17 protein-coding genes and 1 tRNA gene are annotated in these 26553 nt (G+C 70.5%); 12 read left to right on the top strand and 6 right to left on the bottom strand.

Annotation, left to right across the window (positions count from 1 at the left end; genetic code table 11):
* The first annotated feature begins 130 nt into the window (after positions 1 to 130).
* Positions 131 to 955 (top strand): class I SAM-dependent methyltransferase, encoded by an 825-nt coding sequence (locus tag ACFUNE_RS26310; protein ID WP_383572882.1) that lies wholly within the window; start codon positions 131 to 133, stop codon positions 953 to 955.
* A 25-nt stretch (positions 956 to 980) separates the two neighbouring features.
* Positions 981 to 3491, top strand: coding sequence for an ATP-dependent helicase HrpB (gene hrpB / locus ACFUNE_RS26315; RefSeq protein ID WP_383572885.1), 2511 nt, complete (start codon positions 981 to 983; stop codon positions 3489 to 3491).
* A gap of 62 nt (positions 3492 to 3553) precedes the next feature.
* On the opposite strand, the gene ACFUNE_RS26320 is transcribed toward hrpB, so the two are convergent.
* Positions 3554 to 5239, bottom strand: a complete 1686-nt coding sequence (locus tag ACFUNE_RS26320; protein WP_383572888.1) for a lytic transglycosylase domain-containing protein — start codon at positions 5237 to 5239, stop codon at positions 3554 to 3556.
* Between the two features lie 186 nt (positions 5240 to 5425).
* Between ACFUNE_RS26320 and ACFUNE_RS26325 the strand changes: the two genes are divergently transcribed.
* A complete protein-coding gene (locus tag ACFUNE_RS26325) occupies positions 5426 to 6301 on the top strand; it encodes a DUF4184 family protein (RefSeq protein ID WP_383572891.1) in 876 nt (291 codons plus the stop codon).
* Positions 6302 to 6486: 185 nt separating this feature from the next.
* On the opposite strand, the gene polA is transcribed toward ACFUNE_RS26325, so the two are convergent.
* A complete protein-coding gene (gene polA / locus ACFUNE_RS26330) occupies positions 6487 to 9198 on the bottom strand; it encodes a DNA polymerase I (protein WP_383572894.1) in 2712 nt (903 codons plus the stop codon).
* A 250-nt stretch (positions 9199 to 9448) separates the two neighbouring features.
* Here polA and ACFUNE_RS26335 point away from each other — a divergent pair, with 250 nt between their 5' ends.
* The 7 genes from ACFUNE_RS26335 (at position 9449) to ACFUNE_RS26365 (ending at position 18632) form a co-directional block, all read left to right on the top strand.
* Positions 9449 to 11755 carry an FdhF/YdeP family oxidoreductase gene (locus ACFUNE_RS26335; protein ID WP_383572897.1) on the top strand — a complete coding sequence of 769 codons (2307 nt, stop codon included), beginning with the start codon at positions 9449 to 9451 and terminating at the stop codon, positions 11753 to 11755.
* A 53-nt stretch (positions 11756 to 11808) separates the two neighbouring features.
* Positions 11809 to 12279 (top strand): hotdog fold thioesterase, encoded by a 471-nt coding sequence (locus ACFUNE_RS26340; RefSeq protein WP_365885555.1) that lies wholly within the window; start codon positions 11809 to 11811, stop codon positions 12277 to 12279.
* Positions 12280 to 12889: 610 nt separating this feature from the next.
* Positions 12890 to 14098 (top strand): branched-chain amino acid ABC transporter substrate-binding protein, encoded by a 1209-nt coding sequence (locus tag ACFUNE_RS26345; RefSeq protein WP_383572970.1) that lies wholly within the window; start codon positions 12890 to 12892, stop codon positions 14096 to 14098.
* 106 nt (positions 14099 to 14204) lie between these two features.
* Positions 14205 to 15134, top strand: a complete 930-nt coding sequence (locus ACFUNE_RS26350) for a branched-chain amino acid ABC transporter permease (protein ID WP_383572901.1) — start codon at positions 14205 to 14207, stop codon at positions 15132 to 15134.
* 5 nt (positions 15135 to 15139) lie between these two features.
* Positions 15140 to 16945 (top strand): branched-chain amino acid ABC transporter permease, encoded by a 1806-nt coding sequence (locus ACFUNE_RS26355; protein ID WP_383572904.1) that lies wholly within the window; start codon positions 15140 to 15142, stop codon positions 16943 to 16945.
* 5 nt (positions 16946 to 16950) lie between these two features.
* Positions 16951 to 17919, top strand: coding sequence for an ABC transporter ATP-binding protein (locus ACFUNE_RS26360; RefSeq protein WP_383572973.1), 969 nt, complete (start codon positions 16951 to 16953; stop codon positions 17917 to 17919).
* Complete coding sequence (locus ACFUNE_RS26365) at positions 17916 to 18632, top strand: ABC transporter ATP-binding protein (RefSeq protein WP_383572907.1); 717 nt, start codon at positions 17916 to 17918, stop codon at positions 18630 to 18632. Before ACFUNE_RS26360 ends, ACFUNE_RS26365 begins: the two co-directional genes overlap by 4 nt.
* A gap of 74 nt (positions 18633 to 18706) precedes the next feature.
* Here ACFUNE_RS26365 and ACFUNE_RS26370 read toward each other — a convergent pair whose 3' ends face one another.
* Positions 18707 to 19363 (bottom strand): ANTAR domain-containing response regulator, encoded by a 657-nt coding sequence (locus ACFUNE_RS26370; protein WP_104789892.1) that lies wholly within the window; start codon positions 19361 to 19363, stop codon positions 18707 to 18709.
* 99 nt (positions 19364 to 19462) lie between these two features.
* Between ACFUNE_RS26370 and ACFUNE_RS26375 the strand changes: the two genes are divergently transcribed.
* A tRNA-Leu gene (locus ACFUNE_RS26375) sits at positions 19463 to 19537 on the top strand.
* A 218-nt stretch (positions 19538 to 19755) separates the two neighbouring features.
* Here ACFUNE_RS26375 and pyk read toward each other — a convergent pair.
* Positions 19756 to 21189 carry a pyruvate kinase gene (gene pyk, locus ACFUNE_RS26380; RefSeq protein ID WP_383572910.1) on the bottom strand — a complete coding sequence of 478 codons (1434 nt, stop codon included), beginning with the start codon at positions 21187 to 21189 and terminating at the stop codon, positions 19756 to 19758.
* A gap of 248 nt (positions 21190 to 21437) precedes the next feature.
* Between pyk and ACFUNE_RS26385 the strand changes: the two genes are divergently transcribed.
* Entirely contained in the window at positions 21438 to 23249 is a 1812-nt protein-coding gene (locus tag ACFUNE_RS26385; protein ID WP_383572913.1) for a bifunctional metallophosphatase/5'-nucleotidase, read from the top strand.
* A gap of 251 nt (positions 23250 to 23500) precedes the next feature.
* On the opposite strand, the gene ACFUNE_RS26390 is transcribed toward ACFUNE_RS26385, so the two are convergent.
* Together ACFUNE_RS26390 and ACFUNE_RS26395 are read right to left on the bottom strand one after the other, a co-directional pair.
* On the bottom strand, positions 23501 to 24931 hold the full coding sequence (locus ACFUNE_RS26390) for a lysine N(6)-hydroxylase/L-ornithine N(5)-oxygenase family protein (RefSeq protein ID WP_383572916.1): 1431 nt from the start codon (positions 24929 to 24931) through the stop codon (positions 23501 to 23503).
* Positions 24928 to 26328, bottom strand: a complete 1401-nt coding sequence (locus ACFUNE_RS26395) for a pyridoxal phosphate-dependent decarboxylase family protein (RefSeq protein ID WP_383572919.1) — start codon at positions 26326 to 26328, stop codon at positions 24928 to 24930. Before ACFUNE_RS26395 ends, ACFUNE_RS26390 begins: the two co-directional genes overlap by 4 nt.
* Positions 26329 to 26553: the final 225 nt, after the last annotated feature.

Genomic DNA, 26553 nt, shown 5'->3' on the forward strand with positions numbered 1-26553 from the left:
GCACAACTCGCGTTCACCGGAGCCACATCGGACACACCGGTGTGTCGCGCGCACACGGGCGTGCTCACCCGTACGGCCCGTGGAGGCACCCGCGCGAGGCGGGTGAAGGCAAACTACAACGACGGGCACGATGAGCCAAGAGATCTACGAGTCCGAACCCGAGGCGACCCGGCGCGAGGCCGGGGAGTCGGAGAGCAGCCGGGCGAGCCGCGGCTGGTGGGACCGGAACGCCGACGAGTACCAGAGCGACCACGGGGCCTTCCTCGGGGACGACCGCTTCGTCTGGGGCCCGGAGGGTCTCGACGAGGCCGAGGCCGCCCTGCTGGGCCCGGCCGGGAGCCTCAAGGGCCTCGACGTCCTGGAGATCGGGGCGGGCGCGGCCCAGTGCTCGCGCTGGCTGGCCGCCCGGGGCGCCCGCCCGGTGGCCCTGGACCTCTCGCACCGCCAGCTCCAGCACGCCCTGCGCATCGGCGGCGGCGTCCCCCTCGTGCAGGCCGACGCGGGACGGCTCCCCTTCCGGGACGGCTCCTTCGACCTGGCCTGCTCCGCCTACGGCGCGGTGCCCTTCGTCGCCGACCCCGTGCAGGTGTTCCGGGAGGTGCGCAGGGTGCTGCGGCCCGGGGGCCGCTGGGTGTTCTCCGTGACGCACCCGATCCGCTGGGCGTTCCCCGACGAGCCGGGGCCGGAGGGGCTCTCCGTCTCCGCCTCCTACTTCGACCGCGTGCCGTACGTGGAGCAGGACGAGAACGGCGACGCGGTGTACGTGGAGCACCACAGGACACTGGGCGACCGGGTGCGGGACGTCGTGGCGGGCGGCTTCCGGCTGATCGACCTCGTGGAGCCGGAGTGGCCGGCCTGGAACGACCAGGAGTGGGGCGGCTGGTCCCCGCTGCGCGGCAACCTGATCCCCGGCACCGCGATCTTCGTGTGCGAGCGGGACCACCGCTCGTCGTGAGGGGGCGGCGTACGAGACTGGGGGCGTGATCCGTACCGACGCCCTGGACCAGCTGCCCGTCCGCACCGCCGTGCCCGCCCTGGAGCGGGCGCTCGACGAACGGGGGGCCGCCGTGCTCTGCGCGCCCCCCGGGACCGGCAAGACGACCCTCGTACCCCTGGTGCTGGCCGGCCTGACCGGCGGCGGGCCGGTGCGCCGGGTGCTCGTCGCCGAGCCCCGCCGGATCGCGGCGCGGGCGGCGGCACGGCGCATGGCCTGGCTCCTCGGCGAGCAGGCCGGCGGCCGGGTCGGGTTCACGGTGCGCGGTGAGCGGACGGTGGGGCCGGACACGGTGGTGGAGGTCGTGACCACCGGGGTGCTGCTCCAGCGGTTGCAGCGCGACCAGGAGCTGACCGGGGTCGACGTGGTGATCATCGACGAGTGCCACGAACGCCACCTGGACGCGGACACGGCCGCGGCCTTCCTCCTCGACGTGCGCGGGACGATCAGGCCCGACCTGCGGCTCGTGGCGGCGTCGGCAACGACGGACGCCGAGGGCTGGGCGCGGCTGCTCGGCGACGCCCCCGTGGTCGAGGCGCACGGCGTGTCGCATCCGGTCGAGGTGGTGTGGGCGCCGCCGTCCGGCACCGTGCGGCCCCCGCACGGGTTGCGGGTGGACCCGGCCCTGCTGACCCATGTGGCGGCGGTGGTGCGCCGGGCCCTCTCCGAGCGGGACGGCGACGTGCTGTGCTTCCTGCCCGGCGTCGGCGAGATCGGCCGGGTGGCCGGACAGCTCACGGGTGTGGACGCCGAGGTGCTCCAGGTCCACGGGCGCGCCCCGGCCGCGGTCCAGGACGCGGTGCTGGCCGGCTCCTCCCGGGGCCGCCGGGTGGTGCTGGCGACGTCCGTGGCGGAGTCGTCCCTGACCGTCCCCGGGGTGCGGGTCGTCGTGGACTCGGGGCTGGCGAGGGAGCCGCGCACCGACCACGCACGGGGGCTGAGCGCCCTGACGACGGTACGGGCGTCCCGGGCGGCGGGGCGCCAGCGGGCGGGCCGCGCCGGGCGGGAGGCTCCGGGCGCGGTGTACCGCTGCTGGGAGGAGGCCGAGGACGGACGGCTGACCGCGTTCCCCTCCCCCGAGATCAGGGTGGCCGATCTCGCGGCGTTCGCCCTGCAGACGGCGTGCTGGGGTGATCCGGACGCCTCCGGCCTCGCGCTCCTGGATCCTCCGCCGGCCGGCGCCATGGGTGCGGCGCGGGAGGTGCTCGGCGCGGTCGGCGCGGTCGACGGCGTGGGACGCGCGACGGGCCGGGGCGTGCGGATGTCCCGGCTCGGCCTGCACCCCCGGCTGGCCCGTGCCCTCCTGGACGGCGCGGACGAGGTGGGCGGCCGCCGCGCCGCGGAAGTGGTGGCGCTGCTGAGCGAGGAGCCACCGCGCGAGTACGGGGACGACCTGGCGCACGCGCTGCGCACGGCGCGCCGCGGCGGGGACGGCTACGCGGCGCGCTGGCGGCAGGAGGTACGCCGGCTCTCGCAGTCCCTCGGCTCGGCCAGGGGCACGGGCGCCGGCCCCGGGGGGACCGACGACGCGGCCGCTGGGCTGGTGGCGGCGCTCGCGTTCCCGGAGCGGGTGGCACGGGCCAGGGGCGAGGGGGCGTTCCTCATGGCGTCCGGGACCGGCGCCGAGCTCCGGGACGGCTCCCGCCTGCGCAGCGCACCCTGGCTGGCGGTCGCGGTCGCCGACCGGCCCGCCCACGCGGCGTCCGCCCGGGTGCGGCTCGCGGCCGTCATCGACGAGGGCACCGCACTGCTGGCCGCCGGACACCTGCGGTTCTCCGGTGAGGAGGTCCGCTGGTCCGGCGGTGACGTGGTGGCACGTTCCGTGGACCGACTGGGCGCCGTCGAGCTGTCGGTGCGCGCGCTGCGCGGCCCCGCCCCCGAGCTGGTGCGCGGGGCGCTGCTGGAGGGGCTGCGCCGCGAGGGCCCGGAACTGCTGCGGTGGACCCGGGACAGCCGGCAGCTGCGGCTGCGCCTCGCGTTCCTGCACCGGGTCCTGGGGGCTCCGTGGCCCGACGTCTCGGACGCCGCACTGCTGGCACGCGCCGACGAGTGGCTGGAGCCCGAGCTGTCACGGGCCGCCCGCCGCTCGGATCTGGCGCGGATCGACGCGGGCCAGGCGGTGCGGCGGCTGCTGCCGTGGGCGACGGGCGACGCCGGCCGCCTCGACGAGCTCGCCCCGGAGCGGATCGAGGTGCCGAGCGGCTCCCGGATCCGCGTGGAGTACGGCGGTGAGCAGCCGGTGCTCGCGGTGAAGCTCCAGGAGCTCTTCGGGCTGCGCGAGACGCCCCGGGTGGCGGGGGTGCCCGTCCTGGTCCACCTGCTGTCCCCCGCGGGGCACCCGGCGGCGGTGACCGCGGACCTGGCGTCGTTCTGGCGCGAGGGCTACAAGGGCGTGCGCGCCGAACTGCGGGGCCGTTACCCGAAGCACCCGTGGCCCGAGGACCCGACGACGATGGAGGCCACCCGCTTCACCTCGGCGCGGCTGCGCCGGGACTAGGACACGGAGGAGGGGGTGTCCGGCCCTGGCCGGACACCCCCTCACCGCTGTTCCCGTACGGCTCAGGCCGCGGGTGCCGCGACCTTCAGCTCGACGGTCAGCGTGGCGCCGCTCGCGGTGGTGAGCCGCAGTGTGTAGGTGCCCGCCGTGTCGCCGGCGTAGATCTTCGGGAGCCCGAGCAGTCCGTCGGCGCCGGTCGTCAGGTCCAGGGTGCGGACCCCCTTGCCGTCGGCGTCCTTGAAGTACGGGCCCTTGTCGTTCTCGGCCGGCGTCTCCGCGCCGGTGGTCATCGTGGCGGTGACGGCGGTGTCCGCCACCCCCGCTCCCCTGTACGTCGTCCTGACCCGGACCTGGTCGGCGAACTCGGTGCCGGGGGCCGCGGTCAGCACCTTGTCGTCGAGGCGGGTGACGGTGTCCGCGACCCGGGCGGTGACGCTCGCGGTGTAGGTGAGGGTGCGCGGCTTGGTGGTGCCGGCCGCCGCCGTCACCTTGAAGGAACCCGTCTTCTCACCGGCGGTCAGGGCGGGGGCGGTGACGGTGCCGTCGGCGCCGGTGGTCACCGTCGCGGTGCTCTTCCCCCCTGCGAAGCGGGTGTCCGTGTCACCGACGACGGCGAAGGTGACCGAGGTCTTGGCGAGCGGGGCACCGGCCGTGCTCCTCGCCCGGACCTTGACTCGCTCGGCGAACGCCTCGCCGGCCGTGGCGGTGAGGGTCCCGGTGCCGGCGTTCTCGAGACTGCCGAGCGTCGCGGGCGGCTTGGGCGGGGTGGTCGGAGGCGTGGTGGGAGGTGTGGTGGGCGGCGTCGTCGGGGGCTCGGTGGGCGGCGTGGTGGGCGGCGTCGTGGGCGGCGGTGTCGGATCCGGAGTGGGCGACGGGCTCGTGCCGGGCCCCGTCGGGCCGGGGCTCGGCGTGGGAGTGGGGGACGAGCTGCCGCCCGTGTCCGCCGGGAGGACGCCCGTGCCGTCCGGGACCTCGTGGGTGCCGCGCTTGTAGTAGTCGAACCAGGAGCGCACCGTGCGCAGGTACTCAGTCGAGTGGTTGTAGCTCAGCACCGCCGCGTCGAGGTCCGTGGCGATCGACAGGTCGCGGGTGCCGGCGCAGAGATAGCGCCCTGCCGCCAGGGCCGCGTCGTAGATGTTGTTGGGGTCCTTGCGTCCGTCGCCGTTGCCGTCCTGGCCCCAGGTGGCCCAGGTGGACGGGATGAACTGCATCGGGCCGACCGCACGGTCGTGGGTCGCGTCGCTGTCGTACGCCCCGCCGTCGGTGTCCTTGATCAGTGCGAAGCCCTGGCCGTTGAGGGCCGGGCCGAGGATCGGGGAGAGGGTGGTGCCGTTCGCGTCGACCTTGCCGCCACGGGCCTGGCCGGACTCCACCTTGCCGATCGCGGCGAGGAGCTGCCACGGCAGACGGCATGCGGCGTCGGTGCCGGCGAGCTCCTGCTGGGCCTTCTTGTACGCGGCCAGGACGGACGCAGGTATGCCCGCTTCCGCGCTGCCGGTCACGGGCAGGTTCACGGACGCACCGGGCTTGCCGGGCGTGGTGAGCGGCGGAAGGTCCGTGTGGTAGGGCGAGTTGCCCGTGGCCGCACTGTCGCCGGACGGACTCGCACCGGCAGCCGCCGGGTCGCCTCCTCCGCCGGTCTGCGGCGCGGCGGGAGCCTGTGACGCGGAGAGGGCCGCTACGGCGACCGCCGCCACCGCTGTGGTGGTGGCCCCCCTGCGCAGCCTGCGGCCGAATTGCGCTGCCATACGTGTCGGTCCCTCCCCGTCGACGGCGCTCGCGCTCCCCAGCGCGAGGACTCAGGCGACCCTACGGCAACTCCTCGCGCCCGAACACCGGCCCCTGACCGGTTCTTACGGATTTCTCAGCTTCACCGTCGTCAAGTCACCAAGGTCCGCCGGGGCGGTGACACGGGCTCACGCATACTTGCCGTCATGCCGTTCACGCTCAGCCATGCCGCAGCCGTGCTCCCCGGGATCCGCAGGTCCGGCGTGGGCCGTGGACCTCTTGTCGCCTCCGCGCTCGTCGCCGGGTCGTTCGCGCCCGACATCACCTACTACGCCGACACGGTCGTCCCCGGGGCGATGGAGTTCGGCGAGGTGACGCACGCCGTGTGGGGGGTGTTCACCGTGGATGTCCTCATCACCGGCGCCGTGGTGGCACTCTGGCTGATGCTGCGCGAACCACTCGTCGCACTGCTGCCCGGGGCGGCGCAGGGCCGCGTACACACCTTCGTGCGGGGGCGACGGCGGGAGCCCGGAGGCCCGGCCCTCTCCGAGGCGGCGTGGTTCGTCCTGTCCGCCGTCATCGGCTCGGGCACCCATGTCGTGTGGGACGCCTTCACCCACCACGGCCGGTGGGGCACGGAACTGATCCCGGTCCTCGGCCGGAGCATCGGTGGCCACCCGGTCTTCCAGCTCGTCCAGTACGGCAGTTCGGCCGTGGCGCTGGCGGTCCTGGCCTGGTTCACGTACTCAGGCCTGCGGCAGACCGGGCCGGTCCCGGCGCCGGCGTGCGTGCCGGTGCTCGGCCGCGCCGAACGCCGGTGGGCGGGCGCGGTCCTCGCCCTGTGCGTCGTGCTGGGCGTCGTCCACCGGTGTGCCCGTTGGTACGCCTATTTCGGGCACATCGACACCCCCCTCGACATCATCCCGACCGCGTGCTTCGGCGCCGGGGCGGGCCTGGCGGCCGGCCTGGTGCTGTACGGGGCGTGGATGCGGCTCCTGCGGAGTCCGTCCGGCCCCCGGCCGCCCGACGGGCCCCGCGCGGACACCGCACGGACCCGCCCGGCCGGCCACGAAGCCGGCTGACGACGAGGGGGCATCTCACCGCGAGGTCCACGGGGTTGCCCCGGCCGGCGAGGCCGTGGGCTCTGCCTGCTCGCCTGAACCCCGTGCCTGCTCAGCCACCCCTCGGATCGGCATGGGACCGGATTCCGTCACGGAGCGGTGGTGGGCGCGCCCCGTGGATACGCCCATCACCACTCCGCACGCTTCTAGTGCGCGGCCGTCTCCCAGTCCGTGCCGACGCCGACCGAGACGTCCAGCGGCGCACGGAGCTCGACCGCCGTGGACATCTCCCTGCGCAGGATCTCCTCGACCTGCTTCCGCTCGCCCTTCGCGATCTCCAGGACGATTTCGTCGTGGACCTGGAGCAGCATCCGTGACGTCAGCTCCGCCTCCGTCAGCGCACGGTCCACCTTGAGCATCGCGACCTTCACGATGTCGGCGGCCGTTCCCTGGATCGGCGCGTTGAGCGCCATCCGCTCGGCGGCCTCGCGCCGCTGGCGGTTGTCGCTGTTGAGGTCCGGGAGGTAGCGGCGGCGGCCGAGGATCGTCTCGGTGTACCCGGTGGACCTGGCCTCCTCCACGGCCCGCTGGAGGTAGTCGCGCACCCCGCCGAACCGGAGGAAGTAGGTGTCCATCAGCCCGCGCGCCTCGCCGGCGTCGATGTTCAGCTGCTGGGAGAGGCCGAAGGCGGAGAGCCCGTAGGCCAGTCCGTACGACATCGCCTTGATCTTCCGGCGCATCTCCGCGTCGACGGCCGTCTTCTCGACGCCGAACACCTGCGAGGCGACCGTCGTGTGCAGGTCCTCCCCGGAGGTGAACGCCTCGATGAGACCGGCGTCCTCGGAGAGGTGGGCCATCACCCGCAGCTCGATCTGGCTGTAGTCGGCCGTCATCAGCGTCTCGAAGCCCTCGCCGACGACGAAGCCCCGGCGGATCGCCCGCCCCTCGTCCGTACGGACGGGGATGTTCTGCAGGTTGGGGTCGGTCGAGGAGAGCCGGCCCGTCGCCGCGACCGTCTGGTTGAACGTGGTGTGGATACGGCCGTCCGCACCGACCGTCTTGATCAGGCCCTCGACCGTGACCCGCAGCTTCGCCTGCTCCCGGTGGCGCAGCATGATGACCGGCAGCTCGTGCTCGGTCTGCGCGGCCAGCCAGGCCAGCGCGTCCGCGTCGGTCGTGTACCCCGTCTTCGTCTTCTTCGTCTTCGGCAGGGCCAGCTCGCCGAAGAGGACCTCCTGGAGCTGCTTGGGCGATCCGAGGTTGAACTCACGGCCCACCGCGGCGTGCGCCTCCTTCACCGCCTGCTGCACCGCACCGGCGAACTGCTGCTCCATGCCCTCCAGATGCGCCCGGTCGGCGGCGATGCCGTGCCGCTCCAGCCGGGCCAGCATGATCGACGTCGGCAGCTCCATGTCGAACAGCAGCTCGGTGGCACCGACCTCCTTCAGACGCGCGGTGAAGGCGTCCCCGAGGTCCAGCACCGCGCGGGCCTGCGCCATCAGCGCGTCGGCCTCCGCAAGGTCGTCCGCGCCGAACGCCAGCTGCCCGTCGGACGCCGGGGCGGGCGCCAGCTCGCGGCCGAGGTACTCCACGGCCAGCGCGTCCAGGGCGAATGAACGGCGGCCCGGCTTGACGAGATAGGCGGCGAGCGCGGTGTCCATCGCGATGCCCTCCAGCCGCCAGCCCTGCTCGGGGAAGACCCGCAGGGCGTTCTTGGCGTTGTGGAGGACCTTGGGCCGGGCGGGGTCCGCGAGCCAGGCCGTCAGGGCCTGCTCGTCGGCCTCGTCGAGATCGGCCGGGTCCAGCCAGGCGGCGGCCCCGTCGGCGGCGGCGAGCGCGACCTCGGTGACCGTGCCGGTGCCCAGCGACCACGTGTCGACGGTCATGACGCCCAGCGGCTGCCCTCCGTGGGTCTCCAGCCACGGGGCGACCTCGCCCGACGCCAGCACCGCACCGTCGAGCTCGATCCCGGCCAGGGGCTCCGGAGGACCGGCCTCCTCCGCACCCGGGTCGACGGCGAGCAGCCGCTCGCGCAGGCTCGGGTTACGGATCTCCAGGACGTCCAGCACACCGGTGACCGCCGTACGGTCGTACGGGGCGCGCTCCAGCTCGGCCGGGCCCTTGGGCAGCTCGACGTCCCGGACCATCTCGGTCAGCACACGGTTCATCTTCACCGCGTCCAGGTGGTCCCGGAAGTTCTGGCCGGCCTTGCCCTTGACCTCGTCGGCCCGCTCGACGAGCTCCGCGAACGAACCGAACTGGTTGATCCACTTCGCGGCCGTCTTCTCCCCCACACCGGGGATGCCCGGAAGGTTGTCCGACGGGTCACCCCGCAGCGCCGCGAAGTCCGGGTACTGGGCGGGTGTGAGGCCGTACTTCTCCTCGACCTTCTCCGGGGTGAAGCGCGTCAGCTCCGAGACGCCCTTCGTCGGGTAGAGCACCGTCACGTTGTCCGTGATCAGCTGGAACGAATCCCGGTCGCCGGTGACGATCAGCACCTCGAAGCCCGCCGCCTCGGCCTGCGTGGCCAGCGTCGCGATGACGTCGTCCGCCTCGAAACCGTCCACCGCGAACCGGTCCGCGTGCATCGCGTCCAGCAGCTCGCCGATCAGCTCGACCTGCCCCTTGAACTCGTCGGGGGTCTTGGAGCGGTTCGCCTTGTACTCCGGGAACTCCTGCGCGCGCCACGTCTTGCGGGACACGTCGAACGCGACCGCGAAATGCGTGGGCGCCTCGTCGCGCAGCGTGTTCGCCAGCATCGACATGAAGCCGTACACGGCATTCGTCGGCTGCCCCGTCGCCGTCGTGAAATTCTCCGCGGGCAGGGCGAAGAACGCCCGGTACGCCAGGGAGTGCCCGTCCATCAGGAGCAGGCGCGGTCGGTTGTCTGCCGTCTTCTTCGATGCCGTCTCAGCCACGCCCCCGATCCTGCCACGGACCACCGACAATCCGGACCGGCCGCCGCCCCGCACCGGCCCGGTCCCACCACCACGCCCCCGGAACCGGCCCCGCGGCCTCCCCGCTTCCCGCGGATCACCCCCGCACGCGTGCATGACAGGATCGAAGGACAGTGAAGGCGTAAGAAGACGCGACAGGACGCCACGGCACACACGGACGCGACGCGCGCCCGCCCGCACCGCGGCGCCCGCAGGCTCGAAGGGGAGCACCATGGCCACCAAGCCCCCGACCGGTGACCCGGTCCAGGACGCGCCGCAGATCGACGAGGTCCAGCACGCCGCCGCCGGACTGCCCGCCGTCGCCCACACCCTGCGCGTCGCGCAGCAGCAGATGGGCGTCCGCCGCACCGCGCAGACCCTCCTCAAGGTCAACCAGAAGGACGGCTTCGACTGCCCCGGCTGCGCCTGGCCCGAGGGCGACAAACGGCACACCGCCGAATTCTGTGAGAACGGCGCCAAGGCCGTCGCCGAGGAGGCGACCCTGCGCCGCGTCACCCCCGACTTCTTCGCCGCCCACCCCGTCGCCGACCTGGCCGCCCGCAGCGGCTACTGGCTGGGCCAGCAGGGACGCATCACGCAACCCGTGTATCTGCCCGAGGGCGCCGACCGGTACGAGGCCGTGACCTGGGAGCGCGCCTTCGAGATCGTCGCCGAGGAGCTCACCGCGCTCGCCTCGCCCGACGAGGCGCTCTTCTACACCTCCGGCCGCACCAGCAACGAGGCCGCCTTCCTCCTCCAGCTCTTCGCCCGGGAGTTCGGCACCAACAACCTGCCCGACTGCTCCAACATGTGCCACGAGTCCTCCGGCTCCGCACTCACCGAGACCCTGGGCATCGGCAAGGGCAGCGTCAGCCTCGAAGACCTCCACCGGGCCGACCTGATCATCGTCGCCGGGCAGAACCCCGGCACCAACCACCCCCGGATGCTCTCCGCCCTCGAACAGGCCAAGTCCGCCGGAGCGAAGATCATCTCGGTGAACCCGCTGCCCGAGGCGGGCCTGGAACGGTTCAAGAACCCCCAGACGGCGCGCGGGATGCTCAAGGGCGCCGCACTCACCGACCTCTTCCTCCAGATACGCATCGGCGGCGACCAGGCGCTGTTCCGCCTCCTCAACAAAATGATCATCGAGGCCGACGGGGCCGTCGACGACGCCTTCGTCGCCGAGCACACCCACGGCTACGAGGCATTCGCCCGGGCCGCCCGCGACGCCGACTGGGACGAGACCCTCACCGCCACCGGCCTCGACCGCGACACCATCGAGCAGGCGCTCGCCATGATCCTCGCCTCGGAGCGGACCATCGTCTGCTGGGCCATGGGCCTCACCCAGCACAAGCACTCCGTGCCGACCATCCGCGAAGTCGTCAACCTCCTCCTCCTGCGCGGCAACATCGGCAGGCCCGGCGCCGGCGTCTGTCCCGTACGCGGCCACTCCAACGTCCAGGGCGACCGCACCATGGGCATCTTCGAACGCCCCGCCCCCGCCTTCCTCGACGCCCTGGACCAGGAATTCGGCATCACCTCGCCGCGTCACCACGGCTACGACGTCGTACGGTCCATCCAGGCGCTGCGCGACGGCGACGCCAAGGTCTTCTTCGCCATGGGCGGAAACTTCGTCGGCGCCTCCCCCGACACCGCCGTCACCGAGGCCGCCATGCGCCGGGCCCGCCTCACCGTGCACGTCTCCACCAAGCTCAACCGCTCGCACGCCGTCACCGGCACCCGCGCCCTGATCCTGCCCACCCTCGGCCGCACCGACAAGGACGTCCAGGCCGGCGGCAAGCAGTTCGTCACCGTCGAGGACTCCATGGGCATGGTCCACTCCTCCCGCGGCAACCTCACCCCCGCGAGCCCCCACCTGCTCTCCGAACCCGCCATCGTCGCCCGCCTCGCCCGCGCCGTCCTCGGACCCGCCTCCACCACCCCCTGGGAGGAGTTCGAGAAGGACTACGGCACGATCCGCGACCGCATCTCCCGCGTGGTCCCCGGCTTCGAGGACTTCAACACCCGCGTCGCGCGTCCCGGCGGCTTCACCCTCCCGCACGCCCCCCGCGACGAACGCCGCTTCCCCACCACCACCGGCAAGGCCAACTTCACCGCCGCACCCGTCGAGTACCCCGAACTCCCCGAGGGCCGGCTGCTCCTCCAGACCCTGCGCTCCCACGACCAGTACAACACCACGATCTACGGCCTCGACGACCGCTACCGCGGCATCAAGGGCGGCCGCCGCATCGTCATGGTCAACCCCGAGGACGCCGACGCACTCGGACTCGCCGACGGCTCCTACACGGACCTCGTCAGCGAATGGAAGGACGGCGTCGAACGCCGCGCCCCCGGCTTCCGTGTCGTCCACTACCCCACCGCACGGGGCTGCGCCGCCGCGTACTACCCGGAGACCAACGTCCTGGTCCCCCTCGACGCCACCGCGGACACCAGCAACACCCCGGCCAGCAAGTCGGTCGTCGTCCGCTTCGAGACGGCCTCAGCCCCGACACCCCTAAGCGCACGCTCAGCCGTCTGATAAGAACAGTGCACACAGCAGCGAACGACCGCACACGATCGGAGCCGGACCCCATGGGCGAGCACACCGCACCCACGTTCCCCCAGGAGATCATCGACGAGTACGCGGCACTCGGCGTCGACCTCCCGGCACTCTTCTCCGCCGGACACCTCGGCGAGCGCATGGGCGTCACGATCGTCGAAGCCTCCGCCGAGCGCGTCGTCGGCACCATGCCCGTCGAGGGCAACACCCAGCCCTACGGACTGCTCCACGGCGGCGCCTCGGCCGTCCTCGCCGAGACCCTCGGCTCCATCGGCTCCATGCTCCACGGCGGAGCCACCAAGATCGCCGTCGGCGTCGACCTGAACTGCACCCACCACCGCGGCGCCCGCAGCGGCCTCGTCACCGGCACCGCCACCCCCGTCCACCGCGGCCGCTCCACCGCCACGTACGAGATCGTCATCACGGACGAGCACGACAAGCGGGTCTGCACCGCCCGCCTCACCTGCCTGCTCCGCGACGCCGCCGGCCCTGCCGGAGGCTGACCCGCCACGACCCAACACCCCACTGCCCGGCCGGAAAGCGCACCGCATTCCGGACCGGGCAGACCCATATCCGGAGCATTTCGCGGGAGTTGACCGACACGCACAGTCAACACCCTTGACCCCCGCGCCCGTTCCATGAGCCACTTCAACAGCGCCACCACCCCCGCCGCGAATCAAACACTTCGCACGGATGTAACACTGCGTAACACGTGTGCAATACACGCAAAACGTCGCACACCTCGGTCCCCGCGCCCGGCCGACCGGCCCCCGCGCCCGTTGCGCCCCGATTCGCGCGACAGCACCAAGATCACCCCAAGCCCCTTAGCAGAGCTGCGGGTTCTCACCATGCGGTCACTTCACCGTCCGGGCAAAAGCCGTACACCTCCACACTGCGGCCAACAAGTCTTCCCCACGGCATAACAAGACAGTCACATCATCACCGGACCCATCCCGGACCCCCTCACCTGCCCATAGAGTCACGGCCAGTCACCGCGCCGCCGGGCGCGTCTGCTGCACGGCCCTGTATCGACCAGTACGGCCCGGCGATCGTCACGGCACCTCAGCAGAGGAGGCCGCGCCAGGGAAAGGACCTTTCGTGCGACACCGTTCTTTGCTCATCCTCACCACAGTGCTCACCACAGGCGCACTGACTCTCACCGCCTGCGGATCGCGCGACGACGACTCCAAGAGCAGCGGCGGCGACGACACCCAGACCGTCGTCATCGGTGTCGACGCACCCCTGACCGGCGACCTCTCCGCCCTCGGCCTCGGCATCAAGAACTCCGCGGACCTCGCCGTCAAGACCGCCAACGCGGACAAGACCGTCCCCGGCATCAAATTCGAACTCCAGGCACTCGACGACCAGGCCCAGCCCTCCGTCGGCCAGCAGAACGCCCAGAAGTTCATCGGCAACAAGGACCTCCTCGGCGTCGTCGGCCCGCTGAACTCCGGCGTCGCCCAGTCGATGCAGAAGCCCTTCACCGACGCCAAGCTGACCCAGGTCTCCCCCGCCAACACCGGCACCGAGCTGACCCAGGGCAACAACTGGAAGACCGGCGACAAGAAGCGCCCCTACGCGGCCTACTTCCGCACGGCCACCACCGACGCCATCCAGGGCGCCTTCGCCGCGAACTACCTCTTCAAGACCGCCAAGGTCAAGGACGTCTACCTCATCGACGACCAGAAGCCCTACGGCGCAGGCCTCGCCGCCTCCTTCAAGGCGACCTTCACCGAGCTCGGCGGCAAGATCGTCGGCACCGACCACATCAACCCCGACGACCGCGACTTCAACTCCGTCGTCACCAAGGTCAAGAGCTCCGGCGCCAAGGCCGTCTACTACGGCGGTGAATACCCCGCCGGCGCACCCCTGAGCCAGCAGCTCAAGGACAGCGTGAAGATCCCCCTCATGGGCGGCGACGGCATGTACAGCGCCGACTTCATCAAGCTCAACAAGAAGGCCGAAGGCGACATCGCCACCTCCGTCGGCAAGCCCGTCGAAGAGCTCGAGTCCGCCAAGAAGTTCATCGCCGACTACAAGACCGCCGGCTACAAGGACGCCTACGAGGCCTACGGCGGCGGCACCTACGACGCCACCTGGTCCGTCATCGAGGCCGTCAAGGCAGTCGTCGCCGAGAACGACGGCAAGCTCCCCGACGACGCCCGCGCCAAGGTCCTCGAAGCCATGGCCAAGGTCAGCTTCGAAGGCGTCACCGGCCCCGTCGCCTTCGACGAGTACGGCGACACCACCAACACCCTGATGACCGCCTACCAGGTCACCGGCGGCAAGTGGACCTCCAAGCTCAGCGAGGCCGTCAAGTAGGTCCGCCAAGGACCCCACGGCGCAGCACACGCGAACAACCCGCGCGGGAGCGCTACGAGCGCTCCCGCGCGGTGCCATATCCGAACCACTCCACGGAGGCCCTGCGGTGAACGAACTGCCGCAACAGCTGGCCAATGGACTCATCCTCGGCGCGATGTACGGTCTCATCGCGATCGGATACACGATGGTCTACGGAATCATCCAGCTCATCAACTTCGCGCACGGCGAGATCTTCATGATCGGAGGCTTCGGAGCCCTCACGGTCTACCTCGGGCTTCCGTCCGGACTCTCCCTGCTCGCCGCGATACCCCTCATGATCGCCGGCGGAGTCATCTGCTCCGTCGCCGTCAGCGTCGCCGCCGAACGCTTCGCCTACCGGCCACTGCGGACCGCGCCACGCCTGGCCCCCCTCATCACCGCCATCGGCCTCTCCCTCGCACTCCAGCAAGCCGTATGGATGTGGTACCCCGACGCCACCAAGGACCGCTCCTTCCCCCAGTTCAAGGGCGAAGCGATCGACCTCTTCGGCGCCCACATCCAGCGCGGGGACCTCTTCGTCCTCATCGCCGCACCCGTCTGCATGCTCGCCCTCGGCCTCTTCGTCTCCAAGACACGGGCCGGCCGCGGCATGCAAGCCACCTCGCAGGACCCCGACACCGCCAAGCTCATGGGCATCAACACCGACCGCATCATCGTCATGGCCTTCGCCATCGGTGCCGCGTTCGCCGCCGTCGCCGCCGTCGCCTACGGGCTCAAGAACGGCCAGATCGGCTTCCGCATGGGCTTCATCATGGGCCTCAAGGCCTTCACCGCCGCCGTGCTCGGCGGCATCGGCAACATCTACGGCGCCATGCTCGGCGGAGTCGTCCTCGGCGTCGCCGAAGCCCTCGCCACCGGCTACATGAGCGACGTCCCCGGCATGGAACTCTTCGGAGGCGGCGCCTGGAAGGACGTATGGGCCTTCGTGCTCCTCATCCTCGTCCTCCTCATACGCCCGCAAGGCCTGCTGGGCGAACGCGTCGCGGACAGGGCGTGATACCGATGACCACCACGACCCCCGCCGCGCACGCCGCCCTCCTCCCCCTGCCCACCACGGCAGCCCGCGCCGCCACCACCACCGGCGCCGCACTCGCCCTCATCGGCACCTTCCTCGCCTGGACCTACACCGACACCTTCCCCGGCGACCTCACCGTCACCGGCTACCCCGGCGGCCTCCAGGTCCTCACCCTCATCAGCGCAGCACTCACCCTGCTCTTCGCCCTCTCCGGGTACGGCATCAAGGGCCTGCGCTGGCTCACCCCCGGCGGCACCAACAGCCCCACCCGGCTGCTCGCCCTCGGCACCCTCGTCACCACCCTGTACACCGTCATCGCCGTCGTCGTCACCAAGGACGACAACGGCAACCTCCTCGGCCTCATCGAGCTCGAACCCGGAGCCTGGGTCAGCCTCACCGGCGCGATCATCGCGAGCATCGCCGCCCTGGGCCTCCCCAACGACGAGCCCCTGGACGACACCAGCCCCAACGCACTCAAAAGGTTCCTCGGCAGCCTCCGCGCACCGGCACCCGTCCGCGCCGGAGCGCTCCCCGCCTGGGCCGAGATCCTCATCATCGCCGTAGCCTTCGGTGTCGCACTCCAGGTCTTCACCTACGGCATCGACACCGAGTACGCCGAGCTCTTCATCGGCTACGTCCTCACCGTCGCCTTCGGCTTCACCGCACTCACCCGGGCCGGACTCATCGCCCGCGTCACCGCGCTGACCTCGAAGCACCGCAACGTCACCCTGTGCGCCGCACTCGTCGCAGCGTTCTGCTTCCCCTTCACCCAGCAGAACGAGGAATACGCCCTCATCGGCGCCAACATCCTCATCTTCGCGACCGTCGCACTCGGCCTCAACGTCGTCGTCGGCCTCGCCGGCCTCCTCGACCTCGGCTACGTCGCCTTCCTCGGCGTCGGCGCCTACGCCGCAGCACTCGTCTCCGGCAGCCCCCTCTCCCCCATCGGCGTCCAGTTCCCCTTCTGGGCCGCCGTCCTCACCGGAGCCGCCGCCTCACTCGTCTTCGGCGTCGTCATCGGAGCACCGACACTCCGCCTCCGCGGCGACTACCTCGCCATCGTCACCCTCGGATTCGGAGAGATCTTCCGGCTCACCGTCAACGCCCTCAACGGCGTCAGCGGCCCCGACCTCACCAACGGCTCCCAGGGCATCCCCAGCATCCCGGACCTCAAGCTCTTCGGCTTCGACTTCGGAATCAGCCACGCCATCGGCGGCTTCACCCTCGGCAGGTCCGCCAACTACTACCTGCTGATGCTCGTCTTCACCGCCGTCGTCGTCCTCGTCTTCCGACGCTCCGGCGAATCCCGCATCGGCCGCGCCTGGGTCGCCATCCGCGAGGACGAGACCGCGGCCACCGCCATGGGCATCAACGCCTTCCGGCTCAAGCTGCTCGCCTTCGCCCTCGGCGCCACCCTCGCCGGCCTCGCCGGAACCGTGCAGGCACACGTCTCCTACACGGTCACCCCCGAGCAGTACCAGTTCGCCGGCTCCGTACCGCCGAACTCCGCGTTCCTCCTCGCCGCCGTCATCCTCGGCGGCATGGGGACCCTCAGCGGCCCCCTCGTCGGCGCGGCACTGCTCTACCTCATCCCGGCCAAGCTCCAGTTCATGCAGGACTACCAGCTGTTCCTCTTCGGAATCGCCCTCATCCTGCTGATGCGCTTCCGCCCCGAAGGCCTCGTCGCCGACCGCAGGAAGCAGCTCGAATTCCACGAGACCGGCCAGCTCGACGTGCCACCGGACACACCACTCACCGACGCGGCCGCCGGCACCACGAAGGCGGGGGCGTGACCACCATGACCACGACGGACACACCCACCACCGGCACCACGGTCCTCGACGCCAGCGGCGTCACCATGCGCTTCGGCGGCCTCACCGCCGTACGCGACGTCGACCTCACGGTCAACGCCGGCGAGATCGTCGGGCTCATCGGACCCAACGGTGCCGGCAAGACCACCTTCTTCAACTGCCTCACCGGCCTCTACGTCCCCACCGAGGGCAAGGTCAGCTACAAGGGCACCGTCCTGCCGCCCAAGCCCCACCTCGTCACCCAGGCAGGCATCGCCCGCACGTTCCAGAACATCCGCCTCTTCGCCAACATGACCGTCCTGGAGAACGTCCTCGTCGGACGCCACACCAGGACCAAGGAAGGCCTCTGGTCGGCTCTCCTGCGTCTCCCCGGCTACAAGAAGGCGGAGAACGCCAGCCGCGAACGCTGCATGGAACTCCTCGAGTTCATCGGCCTCGCCGACAAGGCCGACCACCTCGCGCGCAACCTCCCCTACGGAGACCAGCGCAAGCTGGAAATCGCCCGCGCCCTCGCCAGCGACCCCGGTCTCCTCCTCCTGGACGAGCCCACCGCCGGCATGAACCCCCAGGAAACCCGCGTCACCGAAGAGCTCATCTTCGCCATCCGGGACCAGGGCATCGCCGTACTCGTCATCGAGCACGACATGCGGTTCATCTTCAACCTCTGCGACCGCGTCGCCGTCCTCGTCCAGGGCGAAAAACTCGTCGAGGGCACCGCCCCCGTCGTCCAGGGCGACGAGCGCGTCGTCGCCGCCTACCTCGGCACCCCCTTCGAAGGCGCCCCCGGTGCCGAGGAAGCCGCCGAAGTCGCAGCAGCCGAAGCATCGGCCGCCGCCACGGGCAGGACGACCGCCCCCGCCACCACGGACAAGCCCGCCACGGACGGGACAGCCTCGGACGACACCACCACCGAAGCAACCGGCACCACCCGCACCGAGGAGGAGGACACCCGATGACCGCACTGCTCGAGGTCGAAGACCTCCGCGTCGCCTACGGCAAGATCGAAGCCGTCAAGGGCATCTCCTTCACCGTCGAGGCCGGCCAGGTCGTCACCCTCATCGGCACAAACGGCGCAGGCAAGACCACGACCCTGCGCACCCTGTCCGGACTCCTCAAGCCCGCCGGCGGCCGCATCCTCTTCGAGGGCAAACCGCTCACAGGCGTCCCGGCACACAAGATCGTCTCCCTGGGCATCGCCCACTCCCCCGAGGGACGCCACATCTTCCCCCGGCTGACGATCGCCGAGAACCTGCTCCTCGGCGCCTACCTCCGCAGCGACAAGGCAGGCATCGCCAAGGACGTCCAGCGCGCCTACGACCTCTTCCCCATCCTCGGGGAACGCCGGAAGCAGGCCGCCGGAACCCTCTCGGGCGGCGAGCAGCAGATGCTCGCCATGGGACGCGCCCTCATGTCCCAGCCCAAGCTGCTCATGCTCGACGAGCCCTCCATGGGCCTCTCCCCGATCATGATGCAGAAGATCATGGAGACCATCGTCGAACTCAAGGCGTCGGGCACCACGATCCTGCTCGTCGAGCAGAACGCCCAGGCGGCCCTCTCCCTCGCGGACCGGGGCCACGTCATGGAGGTCGGCAAGGTCGTCCTCTCCGGCACCGGCGCCGACCTGCTCCACGACGAGTCGGTCCGCAAGGCCTACCTCGGCGAGGACTGAGCACCCCCGCGCACGAGAAGGGCCCGCCCCCGGATCCATCCGGGGGCGGGCCCTTCTCCATGACGCGTACGGGGCTACTCGGCCGCCTTCTTCTTCTCCTCGGCGTCCTCGATCAGCGCCTCGGCAAGCTGCTGCATGGACATCCGACGGTCCATCGACGTCTTCTGGATCCAGCGGAACGCCGCCGGCTCGGAGAGGCCGTAGTCCGTCTGCAGGATGCTCTTCGCCCGGTCCACCAGCTTCCGGGTCTCCAGCCGCTGCGAAAGGTCCGCGATCTCGCTCTCCAGCGCCTTCAGCTCCGCGAACCGGGACACGGCCATCTCGATGGCCGGGACCACGTCGCTCTTGCTGAACGGCTTCACCAGATACGCCATCGCGCCGGCGTCCCGCGCCCGCTCGACCAGGTCCCGCTGCGAGAACGCCGTCAGCATCAGGACCGGGGCGATGGACTCCTCGGTGATCTTCTCGGCGGCCGAGATCCCGTCGAGGACCGGCATCTTCACGTCGAGGATCACGAGATCGGGGCGGTGCTCCCGTGCCAGCTCGACGGCCTGCTGCCCGTCCCCGGCCTCGCCGACGACCGAGTAGCCCTCTTCCTCCAGCATCTCTTTGAGGTCGAGGCGGATGAGCGCCTCGTCCTCGGCGATGACGACGCGGGTCGTCAGCGGCGGGACGTGCGACTTGTCGTCGTCGACGGCGTCTACGGGCTGGGGCGACTCGGGGGTGGTCACGGGGCTCCTTGGTCAGGACAGGGGTGCTGCTCCCAAGAGCCTACCTAGCTACGATAAGCTGGATCATCGGCGGGTCGAAGTAAACCTTCGATTCATCGCGCCCCGGTAGTCCAATTGGTTAGAGACAATGGATTCAAAACCCATACAGTGTCGGTTCGAGTCCGACTCGGGGTACTTTTCCTTGGATTCCAAGGTTGCGCAATAGTTCACAGGCTTCACCTGATCCGGGTATCACCCGGGCGTCTCCGCACCGGTATACGCCCAGCGCCCTCGGCCGCGCCGCCCGTCTTCGACGACACCACCCCCGCCTCGGCACGTACGGCATCTCCGTAGCCCGACGGGCGTCCGTGGCACTCATGGACGCTCACGTCGGGCCGAAGTACTGACGACCGTTACTCCGGGCTGTCGTCCTCGCCGATGTGGTGCACCCGTACCAGGTTCGTCGAGCCCGCGACCCCGGGCGGCGAGCCGGCCGTGATGACCACGATGTCGCCCTTCCGGCAGCGGCCGATCCGCAGCAGTTCCTCGTCCACCTGCGCCACCATCGCGTCCGTCGACTCCACGTGCGGCCCGAGGAACGTCTCGACGCCCCACGTCAGGTTCAGCTGCGCGCGCGTGGCCCGGTCCGGGGTGAAGGCGAGGAGCGGGATCGGGGAGCGGTAGCGGGAGAGGCGCTTGACCGTGTCGCCGCTCTGGGTGAAGGCCACGAGGAACTTGGCGCCGAGGAAGTCGCCCATCTCGGCTGCGGCCCGGGCCACGGCGCCGCCCTGGGTGCGGGGCTTGTTGCGGTCGGTGAGGGGCGGGAGGCCCTTGGCGAGGATGTCCTCCTCGGCCGCCTCGACGATGCGGGCCATGGTGCGGACCGTCTCGATGGGGTACTTGCCGACGCTGGTCTCGCCGGAGAGCATCACCGCGTCCGTGCCGTCGATGACGGCGTTGGCGACGTCGGAGGCTTCGGCGCGGGTGGGCCGGGAGTTGTCGATCATCGATTCGAGCATCTGGGTGGCGACGATGACCGGCTTGGCGTTGCGCTTGGCGAGCTTGATCGCGCGCTTCTGGACGATCGGGACCTGCTCCAGGGGCATTTCGACGCCGAGGTCGCCGCGGGCGACCATGATGCCGTCGAAGGCGGCGACGATGTCGTCGATGTTGTCGACGGCCTGGGGCTTCTCGACCTTGGCGATGACGGGGAGGCGGCGGTCCTCCTCGTCCATGACGCGGTGGACGTCGACGATGTCGCGTCCGCTGCGCACGAAGGAGAGGGCGATGACGTCGGCGCCGGTGCGGATGGCCCAGCGGAGGTCATCGATGTCCTTCTCGGAGAGTGCGGGGACGGAGACGGCGACTCCGGGGAGGTTGAGTCCCTTGTGGTCGGAGACCATGCCGCCCTCGATGACGGTGGTGTGGACGCGGGGTCCGTCGACCTCGGTGACTTCGAGGGTGACGCGGCCGTCGTCGATGAGGATGCGTTCGCCGGCGGTGACGTCGGCGGCGAGGCCGTCGTAGGTGGTGCCGCAGGTGGTGCGGTCGCCTTCCATGGGTTCGACGGTGATGGTGAAGTCGTCGCCGCGTTCAAGGAGTACAGGTCCTTCGGCGAAGCGGCCGAGGCGGATCTTCGGGCCTTGAAGGTCGGCGAGGATTCCTACGCTGCGGCCGGTTTCCTCGGATGCTTTGCGTACGTGGTGGTAGCGCTCTTCGTGTTCGGCGTAGGTGCCGTGGCTGAGGTTGAGGCGGGCGATGTCCATTCCCGCTTCGACGAGTGCTTTGATCTGCTCGTATGTGTCGGTTGCGGGTCCCAGGGTACAAACGATTTTCGCTCGGCGCATGGTTCGAGCCTAGACCTTACCTGCGGGTAGGTAATTGTCTCCGCATGACTGACCAACAGCCTTTCGGTGAAGGGTTATTGACAACTGTTGAATTGTGCGGCGGCGCGCTCCGATGAGCGTGCGCCGGGTCGCTCCGGCGGGGGCTGCGGGGGCGCGGGTCATCAGATCGAAACCTGCGCGGGGTGTTGCGGGCGGGGTCGGCCGGGCGAGAATCTACGCGCGTTGTTCGCTCGAACGAGGAGTCAAGGATGCCGTTGAACCGTAGGACGTTTCTGGGCCGTTCGGCTGTCGCCGGAGCGGGTGTGGCGCTGGCGGGAGGGGCCGGGGCAGGACAGGCGGCGGCCTCGGAGTCGAAGGGTCATGGCCACGGACGTCCGCCGAAGCGGTACTCGTTCACGGTGATGGGGACGACGGACCTGCACGGGAACGTCTTCAACTGGGACTACTTCACGGACAACGAGTTCGACGACAAGGCGCACAACGATGTCGGGCTGGCGAAGATCTCGACGCTGGTCGAGCAGATCCGGGAGGACCGGGGCCGGCGGAACACGCTGTTGATCGACGCGGGCGACACGATCCAGGGCACGCAGCTGTCGTACTACTACGCGAAGGTCGATCCGATCACGGCCAGGCGTGGTCCGGTGCATCCGATGGCGCAGGCGATGAACAGGATCGGCTACGACGCCGCCGCGCTGGGGAACCATGAGTTCAACTACGGGATTCCGGTGTTGCGGAAGTTCGAGGAGCAGTGTGATTTTCCGCTGCTGGGGGCGAATGCGCTGGACGCGAAGACGTTGCGGCCGGCGTTCGCTCCGTATGTGATCAAGAAGGTGCGTACGCCGCACGGTCGTGATGTGCGGGTGGCGGTGCTGGGATTGACGAATCCGGGGATCGCGATCTGGGACAAGGCGAATGTGGGCGGGAAGATGGTGTTCCCGGGCCTTGAGGAGCAGGCGGCGAAGTGGGTGCCGAAGCTTCGTTCGATGGGTGCGGACGTGGTGATCGTGTCGGCACACTCGGGTTCGTCGGGCACGTCGTCGTACGGGGATCAGCTGCCGTACGTGGAGAACGCGGCGGGTCTGGTGGCGGAGCAGGTACCGGGGATCGATGCGATTCTGGTGGGTCACGCACACTCGGAGATTCCTGAGTACTTCGTGACGAACAAGGAGACGGGGAAGCAGGTCGTTCTCTCGGAGCCGTTGAAGTGGGGGCAGCGGCTGACGCTGTTCGACTTCGATCTGGTGTGGGAGAAGGGCCGCTGGGTGGTCGAGAAGGTCGGTGCTTCGGTGCTGAACTCGAACACGGTGGCGGAGGACCCGCGGATCACGTCGCTGCTCGGGGACGAGCACGCGAAGGTGGTGGCGTATGTGAACCAGGTGATCGGTACGTCGGTGGCGGCGATGTCGACGGTGGATGCGCCGTGGAAGGACGAGCCGGTCATCGATCTGATCAACGTGGTGCAGGCGGAGACGGTGAAGGGCGCGCTGGCGGGCGGGGAGTACGCGTCGTTGCCGGTGCTGTCCCAGGCGGCGTGCTTCTCGCGTACGGCTGCGATTCCTGCGGGTGAGGTGACGATCAAGGATGCCGCGGGGTTGTATCCGTTCGAGAACACGTTGGAGGCGCGGCTTCTGACGGGTGCACAGTTGAAGGATTATCTGGAGTATTCGGCGAAGTATTACGTGCAGACGGCTGCGGGGGCGCCGGTGGACACGTCGAAGTTGACGAATTCCGAGAACATTCCGGATTACAACTACGACGTGGTGTCGGGGGTGACGTACGACATCGATATCGCGAAGCCGGTGGGTTCGCGGATCGTGGGGTTGTCGTTCGAGGGGGCGCCGGTGGATCCGGCGGCGCAGTTCGTGTTCGCGGTGAACAACTACCGGGCGAGTGGTGGGGGCAATTTCCCGCATGTGCCGGGTGCGAAGCAGCTGTGGGCGAATTCGGATGAGATCCGTAACACGATCATCGGATGGGTGAAGGCGAAGGGGTCGGTGGATCCGGCGGAGTTCGCGTCGGTGGACTGGCGCCTGACGCGTGAGGGTGTGCCGGTGTTCTGAGGCCGTGCGGGCCCTGTCGGCTGCGTGGCCGGAGTGCCGAGCCCCGGTGTTGTCCGCGTGGCCCGGTGCCGGGACTCGCTGTGACGGCGCGGCCGGGGTGGATCGACGCGTGGGGCTGTCCGGCTGATCCCACGATCAGGACGCCGGGGCGGTTCTCGGTGGCGGGTCCGCCGGATGCTCTTCGTGTTGTCGTCTGTCGGTGTGTGGCGGCCGTTCCTTTCCTTCGGGTGGGGGCGGCCGCCTTTGTCGTGTCAGCGGCCCTGTGCGAGGGGGGTCAGTGCGGGGCCTTGTCCGGGGACGGCGGGGGCTGTGTGGGGGGTGAGGCCGAAGGTGGTGAAGGCGGTGCGCCGTGGGAGGGGGTAGGGGGTGGTGGCGGTGACGTTGTTGAGGATGGTGGCGCTCCGCCAGGCGGCGAGGCCGAGGTCGGGGGCGCCGACTCCGTGGGTGTGGCGTTCGGCGTTCTGTACGTAGATGTTGCCGGTGAGGGCGGGGTCGAGGTCGAGGCGGAAGTCGGTGTGGATGCGGGGGCGTCCCTGGCTGTCGCGGCGGATGTGGGGGGCGATGCCGGTGAGGAGGGTGTCGAGGGGGCGCTCGCGGTAGCCGGTGGCGAGGACGACGGCGTCGGTGGTGAGGCGGCTGCGGGTGGCCTGCTGGGTGTGTTCGAGGTGGAGTTCGATGCGGTTGCCGCTGCCGGAGAGGCGGCCTGCGGTGCGGACGCCGACTCCGGGGGTGAGGGTGGCGTCGGGCCAGCCGCCGTGGAGGGTGCGGCGGTAGAGCTCGTCGTGGATGGCGGCGATGGTGTCGGTGTCGATGCCTTTGTGGAGTTGCCACTGCTGGGGGACGAGGGTGTCGCGTACGTGTTCGGGGAGTGCGTGGAAGTAGTGGGTGTAGTCAGGGGTGAAGTGTTCGAGGCCGAGCTTCGAGTACTCCATGGGGGCGAAGGCCTGGGTGCGGGCGAGCCAGTGGATTCTCTCGATGCCGCGGGGGCGGGCGCGGAGGAGGTCGAGGAAGATCTCGGCGCCCGACTGGCCGGAGCCGATGACGGTGATGTGGTCGGCTTGAAGGATTTCTTCGCGGTGGTGGAGGTAGTCGGCGGAGTGGATGACGGGGACGCCGGGTGCTTCGGCGAGGGGGCGGAGGGGTTCGGGGATGAAGGGTGCGGTGCCGACGCCGAGGGCGATGTGCCGGGTGTGGGTGCGGCCCGGTGTCCGGGCTTCGCCGTCGGGGCCGAGCCGGGTGTAGTCGACTTCGAAGAGGGAGCGGTCGGTGTTCCAGCGGATGGAGTCGACCTGGTGGTTGAAGTGGATGGTGGGGAGTTGTTCGCTGACCCAGCGGCAGTAGGCGTCGTATTCGGCGCGGTGGATGTGGAACTGCTCGGCGAAGTAGAAGGGGTAGAGGCGGTCGCGGGTGCGGAGGTAGTTGAGGAAGGTCCAGGGGCTGGTGGGGTCGGCGAGGGTGGTGAGGTCGGCGAGGAAGGGGACCTGGAGGGTGGCTCCGTCAATGAGGAGGCCGGGGTGCCAGTGGAATGCGGGGCGTTGTTCGTAGAAGGCGGTGGTGAGGGGCTCGCCGTGGGTGGTGGGGATGCCGTGGGCGAGGGCGGCGAGGGAGAGGTTGAAGGGGCCCAGGCCGATGCCGATGAGGTCGTGGGGCCGGTCGCCTTCGGGGGTGGTCCGGTCGGTCATCGGAGGGTGCTGCCTTCCGTGGTGGCGTCTGTGTGGGCGTGGGTGACGAGGCCGAGGAGCTGCCGGAGGTCGTCGGGGGTGGTGTGGGGGTTGAGGAGGGTGGCTTTGAGCCAGAGGCCGTCGTGGGTGCGGGCGCGGCCCAGGACGGCGTGCCCTTGGGTGAGGAGGGCCCGGCGGATGGTGGCGACGGTGGTGTCGTCGGCGTGGGTGGGGCGGAAGAGGACGGTGCTGATGGTGGGGCGGTCGTAGAGCTGGAGTGCGGGGTTGTCGTCGATGAGGTCGGCGAGGTGGTGGGCGGTGGCGACGGTGCGGTCGATGAGGTCGGCGAGTCCGTCGCGGCCGAGTGCCTGGAGGGTGACGGCGATCTTGAGGGCGTCGGGGCGGCGGGTGGTGCGGAGGGAGCGGCCGAGGAGGTCGGGGAGGCCTGCGTCGGTGTCGTCGTCGGCGTTGAGGTAGGGGGCGTGGTGGTGGAGGGCGTCGAGGTCGTGGCGGTGGGGGACGGCGAGGATGCCTGCGGATGCGGGTTGCCAGCCGAGTTTGTGCAGGTCGAGGGTGACGCTGTGGGCGCGGTGGAGGCTGCGTAGGGCGTGCCGGTGGGTGGGGCTGAAGAGGAGGGGGCCGCCGTATGCGGCGTCGATGTGGAGTTCGGCGTTGTGGGTGGTGGTGAGGTCGGCGATGTCGGTGAGGGGGTCGATCTGGCCGGTGTCGGTGGTGCCTGCGGTGGCGGTGACGAGGAGGGGACCGTCGTGGCGGGTGAGGGCGTCGCGGAGGGCGTCGGTGTCCATGACGCCGGTGGGGGCGGGGATGACGACGGGTCGGGGCAGGCCGAGGAGCCAGGCGGCGCGGGTGATGCTGTGGTGGGCGTTGGCGGCGCAGATGGTCTGTACGGGGCCGTGGCGTTCGCGGGCGAGGAGGAGGGCGAGTTGGTTGGCTTCGGTGCCGCCGGTGGTGACGAGGGCGTCGGGGGCCTGGGTGTGGGGGTAGATCTCGGCGGCCAGTGCGGTGGTGAGGGCGGCTTCGAGGGCGGAGGCGGCGGGGGCCTGGTCCCAGGAGTCCATGGAGGGGTTGAGGGCCGATGCGGCGAGGTCGGCCGCTGCGGCGAGTGCCAGGGGCGGGGTGTGGAGGTGGGCGGCGCAGTGGGGGTGTGCGGGGTCGGCGGCGCCTTCGGCGAGTGCGGTGACGAGAGTGCGGAGGGCGTGGTGGGCGCCGGTGCCCCGGTCGGGGATGAGGGGGCCGGTGGTGTGGTGGAGGTGACGGGTGGTGATGTCGGGGCCGCCGGCGGGGAGGGGGCCTCCCCGGCGGGTGGCGCCGTCGTGGAGTGCGGCGAGGACGGTGTCGAGGAGGGGGCGCAGGTGGGCGGGGCCTGCGACGCCTCCGGCGAGGGGCGGGGTGGGCATGGGTGGTGTGGTCCTTCGGGTACGCGGGGGCGGTCGTGCCAGCTTGTCCGGATTGCGGAGGGGGCGGCCGAAGAGCCCAACGATCTGAACCCGAAAGGGGTACTGCGGTGCGGTGCGGGGGTGCGGAGGGCCACGGGACTGGTATAGGCGTTCGCCGTTCGCATGACTGTGCCCGGCCTCCTTCGGTGAGGGGGCCGGGCACGGTGGTGGCGGCCGGTGGGGCCG

The organism is Streptomyces sp. NPDC057287 (genome assembly GCF_042667905.1).
In the GTDB taxonomy this organism is placed as follows: Bacteria; Actinomycetota; Actinomycetes; order Streptomycetales; family Streptomycetaceae; genus Streptomyces.